The sequence below is a fragment of the Stutzerimonas sp. 21-1 genome, assembly GCF_056336065.1.
On sequence record NZ_CM150500.1, the window covers coordinates 2,133,289 to 2,146,430 of the forward strand.

The 13,142-nt window shown below is 66.7% G+C and carries 10 protein-coding genes; 8 read left to right on the plus strand and 2 right to left on the minus strand.

Annotated elements, in window-relative coordinates:
* The first annotated feature begins 9 nt into the window (after window positions 1–9).
* Window positions 10–1,731 (plus strand): bifunctional protein-serine/threonine kinase/phosphatase, encoded by a 1,722-nt coding sequence (locus AC0ZJQ_RS10355; RefSeq protein ID WP_476476604.1) that lies wholly within the window; start codon window positions 10–12, stop codon window positions 1,729–1,731.
* Here the strand turns inward: AC0ZJQ_RS10355 and AC0ZJQ_RS10360 are convergent.
* The gene (locus tag AC0ZJQ_RS10360) at window positions 1,728–3,695 is read right to left on the minus strand and encodes a UvrD-helicase domain-containing protein (RefSeq protein ID WP_476476605.1); all 1,968 of its coding nucleotides are present in this window, start codon (window positions 3,693–3,695) and stop codon (window positions 1,728–1,730) included. The two genes, AC0ZJQ_RS10355 and AC0ZJQ_RS10360, sit on opposite strands and share 4 nt — an antisense overlap.
* 286 nt (window positions 3,696–3,981) lie before the next feature.
* Here AC0ZJQ_RS10360 and AC0ZJQ_RS10365 point away from each other — a divergent pair, with 286 nt between their 5' ends.
* The 6 genes from AC0ZJQ_RS10365 (at window position 3,982) to AC0ZJQ_RS10390 (ending at window position 10,537) form a co-directional block, all read left to right on the plus strand.
* Window positions 3,982–4,296 (plus strand): c-type cytochrome, encoded by a 315-nt coding sequence (locus AC0ZJQ_RS10365; RefSeq protein WP_008568816.1) that lies wholly within the window; start codon window positions 3,982–3,984, stop codon window positions 4,294–4,296.
* Between the two features lie 159 nt (window positions 4,297–4,455).
* A complete protein-coding gene (locus AC0ZJQ_RS10370) occupies window positions 4,456–5,793 on the plus strand; it encodes an oxygen-independent coproporphyrinogen III oxidase (protein WP_314018659.1) in 1,338 nt (445 codons plus the stop codon).
* A 4-nt stretch (window positions 5,794–5,797) separates the two neighbouring features.
* Window positions 5,798–6,025 carry a DUF3079 domain-containing protein gene (locus AC0ZJQ_RS10375; protein WP_008568818.1) on the plus strand — a complete coding sequence of 76 codons (228 nt, stop codon included), beginning with the start codon at window positions 5,798–5,800 and terminating at the stop codon, window positions 6,023–6,025.
* A 73-nt stretch (window positions 6,026–6,098) separates the two neighbouring features.
* Window positions 6,099–6,455 carry a YgaP-like transmembrane domain gene (locus tag AC0ZJQ_RS10380; protein WP_155551811.1) on the plus strand — a complete coding sequence of 119 codons (357 nt, stop codon included), beginning with the start codon at window positions 6,099–6,101 and terminating at the stop codon, window positions 6,453–6,455.
* 65 nt (window positions 6,456–6,520) lie between these two features.
* Window positions 6,521–7,279, plus strand: coding sequence for an SIR2 family NAD-dependent protein deacylase (locus AC0ZJQ_RS10385; RefSeq protein WP_155551810.1), 759 nt, complete (start codon window positions 6,521–6,523; stop codon window positions 7,277–7,279).
* Between the two features lie 114 nt (window positions 7,280–7,393).
* Window positions 7,394–10,537 (plus strand): transglycosylase domain-containing protein, encoded by a 3,144-nt coding sequence (locus AC0ZJQ_RS10390; RefSeq protein WP_391638986.1) that lies wholly within the window; start codon window positions 7,394–7,396, stop codon window positions 10,535–10,537.
* Window positions 10,538–10,576: 39 nt separating this feature from the next.
* On the opposite strand, the gene AC0ZJQ_RS10395 is transcribed toward AC0ZJQ_RS10390, so the two are convergent.
* On the minus strand, window positions 10,577–11,476 hold the full coding sequence (locus AC0ZJQ_RS10395; protein WP_314018665.1) for a LysR family transcriptional regulator: 900 nt from the start codon (window positions 11,474–11,476) through the stop codon (window positions 10,577–10,579).
* Window positions 11,477–11,636: 160 nt separating this feature from the next.
* Here AC0ZJQ_RS10395 and AC0ZJQ_RS10400 point away from each other — a divergent pair, with 160 nt between their 5' ends.
* Window positions 11,637–13,142, plus strand: a complete 1,506-nt coding sequence (locus AC0ZJQ_RS10400; protein ID WP_476476606.1) for a CoA-acylating methylmalonate-semialdehyde dehydrogenase — start codon at window positions 11,637–11,639, stop codon at window positions 13,140–13,142.

A 13,142-nucleotide genomic window follows, 5' to 3' on the forward strand; every position in this document is an offset into this window, starting at 1 on the left:
AGATTGAAGATGCCCAGCCAACTCGCCATTTCCCTCGGCCAGCATTCGGACCGCGGGCGCAAGCCGACCAACCAGGACTTTCACGGCGCCTGCGTGCCCATCGGTGCCCAGCTCGCCAGCAAGGGCATCGCCATCGCGCTGGCCGACGGCATCAGCAGCAGTGAGGTCAGCCATATCGCCAGCGAAACAGCGGTGGCGAGCTTTCTTTCCGACTACTTCTGCACCTCCGACGCCTGGTCGGTGAAGCAGTCGGCGCAGCGGGTGCTGGTGGCGATCAATTCCTGGCTGCATGCGCAGACCCGCCACAGCCCGCACCGCTATGATCGCGACCGCGGCTATGTCTGCACCTTCAGCGCGCTGGTGCTCAAGTCCGCCAGCGCGCACCTGTTCCACGTCGGCGATGCGCGCATCTATCGACTGCGCGACGGCGGCCTCGAACAGCTGACCGAAGATCACCGCGTGCGCGTGTCGGCGGACACCAGCTACCTCGGCCGAGCGCTGGGCATCGACCGGCACCTGGAGATCGACTACCGCACCCTGCCGCTGGCGGTCGGCGATCTGTTCCTGCTCGCCACCGATGGCGTCTACGAGCACATCGGCGCACGGGATGTGGCGCAGCTCGTTGCCGAGCATGGCGACGAGCTCGACCTGGCGGCGCGACGGATCGTCGAGCGGGCACTGGCCAACGGCAGCGACGACAACCTCACCGTGCAACTGGTGCGCATCGACAGCCTGCCGCAGCAGGCCGTCGACGACGTGCAGCGGCAGCTCGGTGAACTGGCGCTGCCGCCGCTGCTGGAGCCACGCATGCAGTTCGACGGCTATCGCACCGTTCGCGAGCTGCACGTCAGCAGCCGCAGCCATGTGCACCTGGCCGTCGACGAAGCCAGCGGCGCCACGGTGGTGCTGAAGACGCCGTCAATGGATCTGCGGGGCGACGCGGCCTATCTGGAGCGCTTTCTGCTGGAGGAGTGGATCGCCCGCCGCCTGGACAATCCTCATGTGGTCAAGGCCTGTCCGCCACCGCGGCAGCGCCGCTACCTGTACACGGTGAGCGAATTCATCGATGGCCAAACGCTTGCGCAGTGGATGCTCGACCATCCACAGCCGGACCTGGAAACCGTGCGCGGCATCGTCGAGCAGATCGCCCGCGGTCTGCGCGCCTTCCACCGCCTGGAAATGCTGCATCAGGATCTGCGCCCGCAAAATCTGATGATCGACGCCACCGGCACGCTGAAGATCATCGATTTCGGCTCGACCCGCGTCGCCGGGCTCGCCGAGCGCAATGCGCCGGGAACGCAGGACAACCTGCTCGGCACCGCCGCCTATACTGCCCCGGAATACTTCCTCGGCGAGGCCGGCACGCCGCGTTCGGATCAGTATTCGCTGGCGGTGATTGCCTATCAGCTGCTCAGCGGTCGCTTGCCCTACGGCGCCGATGTTGCCAGGGCGCGCACCCGAGCAGCGCAGCGGCGCCTGCGCTACCAGCCGCTGCGCCATGCACAGCGCGATATCCCCGCATGGATCGACGAGGTCCTGGGCAAGGCGCTGCATCCCGATCCGGCGCGGCGCTATACCGAGCTGTCGGAGTTCGTCTTCGAACTGCGCCAGCCCAACCCGGCCTTTCTCAACCGCGCGCGCCCGCCGCTGCTGGAGCGCAACCCGCTGCTGTTCTGGAAAGGCCTGTCGCTGCTGCTGGCCGGTACAGTAGTTGCGCTGCTGTTGCGCTAGCCGCGCTGGCGCAACAGTGTCGTGGCGCCCTGGGGCTTGCGCGTGTACCAGAACACCCGGCTGACGCCGCGGGTGATCGCCACATAGGCCAGACGCAGGCTTTCATCGGCCATCGCCTGGTCGTAACTGTTGCGGAAGAAGCCCGACGCGGCGTACAGCGCGTTGCGCAGCGGGTGTTTCTCCGCCGGCAGGCAATCGTCGACGATGATCGCGACCTCGGCCTGCAAACCCTTGGCGCGGTGAATGGTGTAGGCCTTGACCGGCAGCTTGCGGTCCAGCTGCGCCTGAATGGTCCGCAACGGCTCGTTGCGCCGGCTGAGCAGCAGCACCGGGGTGCGTTCGCGGCTTTGCCGTTCGGCCACATGGGCACATTGCGCGGTGATCGCCTCGATCAGCTTCGGCAGGCTCTTGTTCAGCTCGAAACCGGTGATCAGCTTTACCCCGTGGTCACCCGGCTGCGTCGGCTTGCATGGCCGGCTGGTCTTGGCCTGCTTGAACTGCACGCCGGCCAGCACCGCCTCGCCATCGCGAATCACCGGCTCGATGGAGCGGTAGTTGGTTTCCAGCAGCAGCGTCTCGCTGCCCTTGGCGCCACGCCGCGGGAAATACTTGTCGAAGTCCATGAACAGCTCCGGCGAGCTGCCGCGCCAGCCATAGATCGACTGCCAGTCGTCGCCGATGGCCATCAGGCTCGGCGCCTCGCCGTTGCGCACCACGCGGCGATGCAACGCCTGCAGCCATTGGACGATCTGCGGGGAGATGTCCTGGAACTCGTCAATCAGCAGATGAGTGAACGGCGCCAGGTGCTCTTTGCCGACGCCTTCGCCGCTGGCCAGGCGCTCGCTGAGTTGCACAAAGGCACCGTTGAACGTCTGCAAACCCTGCTCGGCCAGGCAGGCCTCGAAATGCCGATGGAAGGCCACCAGTGCCTCGACGAACAGCCGCTCACGCGGCGCGCACTGCAGCACGCCGGGCTGCAGCCGGTCGACGCGCAGGCCGATGCTTTCAATGAAACCGGTCTGCACATGGAACGCCTCGTACAGCGGCAGCGCGCGGAACTCGCCGGTCAGCTTGAAACCATCCAGCGGGGCCTTCGCTGTCGCACGCTTGCCCTTGGCAGGCTCGGCCGCGGGCGGCGGCAGCCCGAGCAGCTCATGCACCTGCCGGCGAAACGCCTCCTCGGCGCTGTAACAGCGCTGGTAGGCCTGCTTCAGCAGCCGCTGTTGTGCCGGACGCAAGCGCGCGGCCGTCAGCGGATTGTCCGGCTGGTCGGCCGATGCGGCCTTGTCGTCCAGCTGCTCGAACCATTGCTGCCGGCCCAGCACCTCGCGCGCCAGCACGCCCATCGCGGCATGAAAGGTACGTACGCATTCGCGCGCCTGCGCGGCATCGAAAGGAAATCCCCAGAAGCCGAGCACCTTGAGCAGTTGCTCGCGCAGCTCTGCGCAGGAGGCATTGGTAAAGGAAATCACCGTCAGCCGCGCCGGTTCGATGCCCAGATGACAGAGCATGAACACCACCCGCAGAACCAGCGTGGTGGACTTGCCCGAACCCGCCCCGGCGAAGATCCGCGTCAGCGGACTGCCACACAGGATCATCGCCCACTGCTCATCCGACGGCATGCTGATGACGCCGGCCGCCACCGCGCGGCCAACCTGTTCGCGCATGGTCTCGATCTGCGCCGCGCTGACTGGCAGCTCACTGGACGCGTAGATACCGTCGGCAGCCACCGGCCGCGCGCTTCGTTGGCGTGCCGGCGGGCTCTTCGCAGGTTTGCCTGCGTCCTGCCTGCCGTTCCCCTTGCGTACTTTCCCTGCCTTGCCACCGGCCGGTGCTACGACCGGTTTGCCCCAGCGGCGAAATACCAGCTCGTCCTCGTTACGCAGATGTGCCGCTGTGCGTGGGAAGCAGCGCGCCAGCGTTCCAGCAACGAGCAGGGTGTAGCGCTTCACGGCAGCCAGCATGCGAGATCCGATGAGATGTAGGTCATTGATATAGTAAGGTTTTTTCACGGCCGCAGGCGGCTGGCGAGAGGAACGGTCGTACGCTTCGCGGGCCTGCACCGTTGTGGTGCGACAAATAGCCACAATGATTCAACGATATTGTTATCAAGCTGCATTTGTATTCATTAGATATCACTTAAAGCGCGACGGACAATTGCAGCGAGGCTCTCAGGTGCCTGACCTGGGAGTCGTCGCGATTTCGCTGAGTCAGAGAAATCGCGACCGTCTTAACCCAAAGGAAATACCCATGAAAAAAATCGTGATCTCCATGCTCGCCCTCGGCGGCGCTCTGGCTCTGCAGCCGGCGCTGGCGCAGGACGGCGAATCGCTGTTCAAGAGCAAGGCCTGCGCAGCCTGCCATTCGATCGACGCCAAGCTGGTCGGCCCGTCCTACAAGGAAGTCGCAGCCAAGTACGCAGGCCAGGCGGACGCCGCCACCATGCTCGCCGGCAAGATCAAGAACGGCACTCAGGGCACCTGGGGCCCGATCCCGATGCCGCCAAACGCGGTAACCGACGAAGAGGCGAAGATTCTCGCCGAGTGGGTGTTGAGCCAGAAGTAACACCCAGCGCCAAAGGCAGCTTGCTTGGCCGCGACGACTGCCTTTGGTGCATTGCGTCACCCCTTAACCCACTAATCGACTAGGTCTTGACCCTTATCAACGCTCCAAGAGGCTTCTATGACCACATTGCCAATACATACGCGCCGTTCGGAGGCTCAAATGTTTGGCTCTGTACGCTGGAACGACCACTTGATGCAACGTTACGGGCAGCTTGACCCGCATCAGTGCGGGTACCCGCGAACTGCCGATTTCACCACCGCGATCGCACCGCTCGACCTGCTGCGCGCGTTGCGCGACAGCCGCAAGGCACAACGCCCCCTTTCCCTCGCCGTGCAGCTACCGCTGCTGCCGCACGACGAGCTGACGCTCTACATCGCCGATCTGGAGCGCGAAATCGACCTGCTCGCCTGTCACCTCGGCGAGCATCCCCGCGTTGAGCGTCTGCAGCTCAACGCCGGCCGCGCCAGCCTCGACCAGTTGCGGCGGCTGGTCGGCCATCTGCAATCTCGCTTCGAGCTCAACCCTCATGAGCCGAACGAATTCAGCGTCGAGGTCGAACTCGCCCATGCTGATTGGCCGCTGGTCGGCGTCTTGCGTGAGCTGGGCTTCAACCAGTTGAGCGTCAGCGTCCCCGACCTGCATGCCGATCTGGGCAATTCCGTCGAGTATTTCCAGAGCACCAGCCGCATCCGCGCACTGATCGAGGCGGCACGCACGCTGCACTACCTCTCGGTGAACGTGGACCTCGGCTACGGTCGTTCCTGGCAGACGCCCACCAGCTTCGCGCGCAAGCTCGACTCGATCATCGAGCTGCAGCCCGACCGCGTCTCGATGTTCGATTACCGGCAACTGCCGGCCCCCGCCTCGCGGCGCCTCAGCCTCGCGCCGGCCGATGTCACCCAAGCATTGCACCGCTGCGGCATCGAGCGCCTCGCCGCGGCTGGCTACCGCTTCATCGGTCTGGGCCACTTCGCCCTGCCTCACGACGAACTGACGATGGCGCAGGAGCTTGGCTGCCTGCGCCATGACATCGGCGGCTACACCACGCTCGCGCAGTTCGACCATCTCGGTCTGGGCGCCGGCGCGGTCAGCCGGGTCGGCGATCTCTACGTGCGCAATCACTCGTCGATCGCGGATTACCGGCAGGCACTTGCCCAGGCCCAGCTTCCTACTGACCGCGGCCTGCTGCCTGCCAGTGTCGATCGTGGGCTGCGGGCGATCATCGAACAACTGCTGTGCGACGGCTACCTGGACTTCACCAGCCTGCAGGCACGCGCCGGCGTTGTGTTCCAGGAACGCTTCGCAACGCTGCAACCGCTGCTGGAGCAACTGCAACGAGAAGGCCTGCTGCACCTGCGTGCACATGGCATCGAAATTCAGCCGGACGGCTGCCTGCTCATCCCCGCGCTCTGCGCGGTGCTGGCGCAGCCTGGGCTGGCAGATCGGCTGACGGATGCGCTCTCGTCTGCCGATTCCGCTTCGCTGAGCGCGAGGTAGCCTCATGGCCAAGAAGTTCCCGCTCAACCCGCCGCATCCCGAACGCATCTGCTGGGGCTGCGACCGCTACTGCCCCGCGACCTCGCTGGGCTGCGGCAACGGCGCCGACCGCACGATGCACCCCGCGGAGATGCTCGGCGAAGACTGGTACCTGTACGGCGACTGGGACATCGAGCCTGCCGATATCCCGCAGCAGCCAGCCGATCCCGCGTTGATCGCCCGCCAGGGCTGACAGCGCCGCAGCCGCGGAACGCCTGTGGCAACCCGCAGTCAGTTGCTGCATCAGCCCTGACGAGGATTGCCCGATGAACTCACCCTACGAATCCCGCGACCAGAACGTGCATGGCTGGGAACGCGCTGCCTCGCTGGCCGGCGGCCTGCTGTTGCTTGGCCTGGGGGCGCGCCGCGGCGGTGCGAGCGGGCTGTTGCAGGCAGCGGCCGGCGCTCTGGTGCTGTTACGCGGCATCAGCGGTCGCTGCGAGGCCAAGCGACTGCTCAGCGCGACACCCCCGCAGCGCCAGCCGGCGCCAGCTCGCTACAGTCACATGCCGCTGGATTCGGAAGTCCACAGTCCGGATTTCGAGAGCGCCAGCGTCAGCCTGCCCGACGCGACGCCGATGGGCCACGAGCTGTCCACCTCCGCCGCGCTGGAGAAACCCTGACACCGATGGTATAGCTGGCGGCCCCGGTCGACGACACGGGTCGGCTTCGGAAACAGGAGTTCGCTTTGATTCCCGCAGCGCTCATCACCGCCTTGCGCGGCGCGCGTCACGTGCTGGTGTTCACCGGTGCAGGTGTCTCGGCCGAGAGCGGCATTGCCACGTTTCGCGACACGCCCAGCGGTCTGTGGGAGCGCTACGATCCGGCGACGCTGGCCACCGCGCATGCATTTCGCCAGGACCCTGCGCTGGTCTGGGGCTGGTACGAGTGGCGCCGCATGCAGGTGCTGCTGGCGCAGCCGAATCCAGCCCACCTCGCCATTGCCGCACTGGCGCAGCGGGTGCCGAGACTCACGCTGGTCACGCAGAACGTCGACGATCTGCACGAGCGTGCCGGCAGTACCGAGGTGATCCACCTGCACGGCAGCCTGCACCAACCGCGCTGCTTCGCCTGCGCACGCTCACCGAGCCAGCCGCTCGGCCTGCCCGACGAACCCGAAGGCGGCCGCCACCTCGAACCGCCGCGCTGCGAACACTGCGGCGGCAGGCTGCGTCCCGGCGTGGTCTGGTTCGGCGAAAGCCTGCCGGAAGCGGCACTCACCGCAGCATTCGCCGCGGCCGACAGTTGCGATGTGCTGATTTCCGTGGGCACTTCTGGTGTGGTGCATCCCGCCGCACAGATCCCCGAACGCGCCTGGCGGGCCGGTGCCGTGCTGGCGCACGTCAACCCGCAACCGCTCGGCAGCCATGCCGAACGCGAGTTCCTGCTGCGTGGTACGGCGGCGCAGCTGATGCCGCAGTTGCTCCAGGCCGCCTTCAACGATTGACTGCGTCCCGCCAGGCCGCGCCGCTGAGCCTTCCGTTCATCCATCTCGCTTCGCTTATAGTCGCGGCCAGAACTAGACTGCTATCAGCAACTTGCAGGAAGCCAGGCACACGATATGGGCGCAGTATGGCGGTCCGACACTCCTCCCGCAGGGCGCTCGCAATGCGCTCCGAATAACCGTTCCCGAAAACCCACACCGAAGAAGGATCGCCGCCGGATGCGCCCGCTCGGCCTGCTGCTGTTCGCCACACTGTTGGGCGTGGGGGGTTATGCCACCTGGCATGAGCTGCAGACTTCGCAGTGGCAGGCCCGCTGGGTCAGCCGCTATGCCGCGAGTCTGGACTATCACCTTGCCCCCGGCCCGAGCAGCGAAATCCGCTTCCCCGAGGACGGTCCGTTCGACCGCCGGCTGGGCTACGTGCAGCTGCCAACGTTCATCGAACGGCTGAGCGCGCGCGGCTTCGAGGTGCAGGCGCAGGCGCGCTTTTCGCCAGCGCTGCTCGACTACGCCAGTCGCGGCTTCTTCGTACCCTATCGGCACCAGTCGCAGGTCGGCCTGACCATCTACGACTGCCGCGGCCTGCCGCTGTATGCCAACAGCTACCCGCAGCAGTTCTACGAGAGTTTCGAGGACATTCCGCCGCTGGTGGCGCTGAGCCTGCTGTTCATCGAGGACCGCGGCCTGCTGGACGCCAGCCGGCCGACCGTCAACCCGGCGGTGGACTGGCCGCGCTTCGCCAAGGCGGCGATCAGCCAGCTGGAAAAACGCCTCGGCCTCGGTGGCCAGGCATCCGGCGGCAGCACCCTGGCGACGCAGGTGGAGAAATACCGCCATTCGCCCGAGGGGCGCACCGGCGATCCGCAAGAGAAGCTGCGGCAGATGGTTTCCGCCAGCGTGCGCACCTATCGCGAAGGGCCACAGACCCTTGCCGCCCGCCAGCGCATCGTGCGCGATTATCTCAACAGCGTGCCGCTCTCGGCCGCGTCGGGTCATGGCGAGGTCCACGGCATCGCCGATGGCCTGCGGCTGTGGTACGGCGCCGATTTCGCCGAGGTCAACCGCCTGCTCGATCCGCGCCGCAACGCCGACAGCGACCTCCAGGCCCGCGGGTTGGCGCTGCGCCAGGTGCTTTCGCTGCTGATCGCGCAGCGTCGGCCGTCCTACTACCTCGGCGCCGGCCGCAAGGAGCTGGCGTCGCTGACCGACAGCCACATCCGCCTGCTGGCCGCCGGCGGCATCGTCGATACCCGCCTGCGCGAGGCTGCCCTCGCCCAGCAGGTCGAGTTCCGCGATCTACAGCGCAAGCCGGCGATCCGCACGGTGGAGGCCACCAAGGGCATCAGCGTCGCGCGCATGCGCCTGGCCGGCCTGCTGGGCATGCCGCTGTACGATCTCGACCGCCTCGACCTCACCGCCAGCACGCCGCTGCAGGGCGAATTGCAGACCAAGATCAGCGCCTACCTGGCGAGCCTTGCCGACCCCCAGGTGGCCGCCGAGGTCGGCCTGTTCGGCGAACGCATGCTCTCGCCGGAGAAAACCGCGGACGTGCGTTACAGCTTCACGCTGTTCGAGCGCGGCGAGCAGGGTTTCCGCGTGCGGGTGCAGACCGACAACACCAACCAGCCGTTCGACATCAACGAAGGCAGCAAGCTGGAACTCGGCTCCACCGCCAAGCTGCGCGTGCTGACCACCTATCTGGAGATGATCGCCGAGCTGCATCAGCGCTACTCGATCCTCGACACCCGCCAGCTGCGCGAACTGGACGTACGCGACCCGCTCAGCCGCTGGGCCGTGGCCTACCTGGCGCAGAGCAGTGATCGCAGCCTGCCGGCGATGCTCGATGCGGCGATGGAGCGGCGTTACTCGGCAAGCCCGGCCGAGCGCTTCTTCACCGGCGCCGGGCTGCACCACTTCAACAACTTCCGCCGCGAGGACGACCACCGCATCGCCAGCGTGCGCGACGCGCTGCGCGAATCGCTGAACCTGCCGTTCGTGCGGCTGATGCGCGATCTGGTGAGCTACAGCACGCACGAGGCGATCAACAGCGCCGAGCTGCTGAAGAACGACAAGGACCCGCGGCGCCTCGAATACCTCACCCAGTTCGCCGACCGCGAGGGCTCGATCTTCCTCCAGCGCTTCTGGCGCAAGTACCGCGGGCAGTCCGCCGAGCAGCGTATCGAAACCTTCCTGCAGGGCATGCGCCCGACGCCGGTACGGCTGGCGGCGGTGCATCGCTATCTGCTGCCTGATGCGCCGCGCGCGGCGTTCGATCACTTCCTGACTTCGCGCCTGCCGGCCGCCGGTCTCGACGCCAAGGATCTGGACGCGCTGTACACCCGCTACGGTCCCGGTGCGTTCAGCCTGCCGGATCAGGCCTACATCGCGCGCACCCATCCGCTGGACCTGTGGCTGCTCGGCTACCTGATCCAGCATCCCGACGCCAACCTGTCGGAGGTGGTCGCCGCCAGCCGCGACGAACGCCAGGAAGTATACGGCTGGCTGTTCCGCAGCCGGCACAAGAGCGCTCGCGACAGCCGTATCCGCATCATGCTGGAGGTCGAGGCCTTCACCGACATCCATCGGCGCTGGCAGCGACTGGGCTATCCGTTCGACAACCTGGTGCCATCGCTGGCCACCGCGCTGGGTAGCTCGGGCGACCGGCCGGCCGCGCTGGCCGAACTGATGGGCATCATCCTCAACGACGGCGTGCGCCTGCCGAGCGTGCGCATCGACAGCCTGCACTTCGCCGAAGGTACGCCCTACGAGACCCGTCTCGGCATACGCCAGAACATCGGCGAGCAGGTGCTGCCGCACGAAGTGGCCGCGACCTTGCGCGAGGCCCTAGCTCAGGTCGTCGAAGGCGGCACCGCGCGGCGCCTGCAGGGTAGCTTCGTGCAGAGCGACGGCAGCCCGCTGCGCGTCGGTGGCAAGACCGGCACCGGCGACAACCGTATCGACACCGTCGCGGCCGGCGGCCGGCTGATCAGCTCGCTGGCGATGAACCGCACGGCCACCTTCGTCTTCTACTTGGGACCGAATCATTTCGGCACGCTGACCGCCTACGTGCCCGGGCTGGCGGCCGACAGCTTCCGTTTCACCTCGGCGCTGCCGGTACAGACGCTCAAGGGCATGGCGCCGATCCTGCAACCCTACCTGCAGGCCGGTGCCGACAGCCTTTGCCAGCCGCCCCGGCCGAGCCGGCAGGTACCGTCGGCGCAACCGACGCGGCTCACCGCCGGTATGCCGGGCACGCAGTAACCAGGGCCGCGACCGCGCCGGGCTCGATCCGGCGCGGCCTTAACCTGGCGGCAGGCCCAGCAGTCGTGCCTGATTCTGCTGTGCCAGCTCCTTGAGGTAGTCCCAGGTGGTGCGCATACGCGCCAGGTCTTTGAACTCGATGGGCATCAGCATCCAGAAGGTGCGGTTGAAGCTCACCGCGTCGGGCAACAGCAGCTGCAGGCGCGGATCGGCATCGGCGGAAAACGCCGGCAGAATGGCGATCCCCGCCCCCATCGCCACCGCTTCCTGCTGGGCCAGCAGGCTGGTGCTGCGCAGTCCGATGGAGCGGGCGTCGGCGATGCCATCGAGAAACAGCAGCTCCTTGCTGAACAGCAGATCGTCGACATAGCTGACGAAGCGATGCGCGGCCAGATCGTCGCGACTGCGGATCGGCGCGTGCTCGGCCAGGTACGTGGGCGACGCATACAGCCGCAGCACGTAGTCGGTCAGCTTGGTGATGATGAACGGACCGCGCTCCGGCCGCTCCAGGGTGATGACGATGTCTGCCTCGTGACGTGACAGGCGCACCGCGCGCGGCAGCGCCAGCAGGTCGATATTCAGGTGCGGATAGCGCCGGCTCAGCCCGGTGAGCTGGCCGGCCAGCATCACCGTGCCGTAACCCTCGGTGGCGCCGATGCGCACCTGCCCGGAAAGGCCGTCGCCCATGCTCGGCAGCGAATGCTCGATGGCGGCACTGGCGCTCTCCATCGCCTCGACCCGCGGCAGCAGGTTGCGCCCGGCTTCGGTGAGGCGATAGCCACCGGGCTCGCGCAGGAACAGCTGCGCGCCCATGCTTTTTTCCAGCGCCTGCAGACGCCGCGACACGGTGGTGTGATCGACCGCCAGCCGCCTTGCCGCGGTGGTCAGCCGCCCCGCACGGGCCACTTCGAGAAAGTAACGCAGGTTGTCCCAGTCCATGTTTGCCGCTCTGGCCGATGGTTCCCGTGCATATTTGCACAACGACTCTGCAGCAGGCCGCATTGTCTTGCGTTTTTTTGCATTGCTAGGATCAAGGCAGCCTCTCGCAGCTGTCCGCGAGCCGATAACAACAACTGAGCCTAATCAGGCGGAGAGCGATATGACCGGTTCCATCCCCAGCGTGAAACTGCTGATCGGCGGCGAGTTCGTCGAATCCACCACCCAGGACTGGCGCGACGTCGTCAATCCCGCCACTCAAGAAGTGCTGGCGCGCGTGCCGTTCGCCACCGCGGCGGAAGTCGACCGCGCCGTCGCCAGCGCCGCCGAGGCGTTCAAGACCTGGCGCAAGACGCCGATCGGCGCCCGCGCGCGCGTCTTCCTCCGCTATCAGCAGCTGATCCGCGAGCATATGAAGGAGCTGGCGGCCATCCTCACCGCCGAACAGGGCAAGACCCTGCCCGATGCCGAGGGCGACGTGTTCCGCGGCCTGGAAGTGGTCGAGCATGCTGCCGGCATCGGCAACCTGCAGCTCGGCGAGCTGGCCAACAATGTCGCCAACGGCGTGGATACCTACACCCTGCTGCAGCCGCTGGGCGTCTGCGCGGGCATCACCCCGTTCAACTTCCCGGCGATGATCCCGCTGTGGATGTTCCCGATGGCTATCGCCACCGGCAACACCTTCGTCCTCAAGCCCTCCGAGCAGGACCCGATGGTCACCATGCGCCTGTGCGAACTGGCGCTGGAAGCCGGCGTGCCACCGGGCGTACTCAACGTGGTGCACGGCGGCCCGGACGTGGTGAATGCGCTGTGCGACCACCCGGTCATCAAGGCGGTGTCCTTCGTTGGCTCGACCCGCGTCGGCACCCACGTCTACAACCGTGCCAGCGCCGCCGGCAAGCGCGTGCAGTGCATGATGGGCGCGAAGAACCACGCCATCGTGCTGCCCGACGCGCACAAGGACCAGAGCCTCAACGCCATCGCCGGCGCCGCGTTCGGTGCCGCCGGCCAGCGCTGCATGGCGCTGTCGGTGGTGGTGCTGGTCGGCGAGGCACAGCAGTGGATTCCCGACCTGGTGGCCAAGGCGAAGTCGCTCAAGGTCAGCGCCGGCACCGAGCCGGGCGCCGACCTCGGCCCGCTGGTCTCGTGTGCCGCTCTGGATCGCGTCAGCGGGCTGATCGAGCGCGGCGTCGCCGAAGGCGCGACCCTGGAGCTGGACGGGCGCAACCCGCAGGTGGCCGGCTTCGACAAGGGCAACTTCGTCGCGCCGACGATCTTCTCCGGCGTGAAAGCCGAAATGAGCATCTACCAGGAAGAAATCTTCGGCCCGGTGCTGTGCGTGATGAGCGCGGCGACGATGGATGAAGCCATCGCCCTGATCAACGCCAACCCCAACGGCAACGGCACCGCCATCTTCACCCGCTCGGGCGCCGCAGCGCGGCACTTCCAGGAAGAAATCGACGTCGGCCAGGTGGGCATCAACGTGCCGATCCCGGTGCCGGTGCCGATGTTCTCCTTCACCGGCTCGCGTGCCTCCAAGCTCGGCGACCTCGGCCCCTACGGCAAGCAGGTGGTGCAGTTCTACACCCAGACCAAGACCGTCACCGAACGCTGGTTCGACGAGGACGCGGTCGGCTCCACGGTCAACACCACCATCAACCTCAAGTGA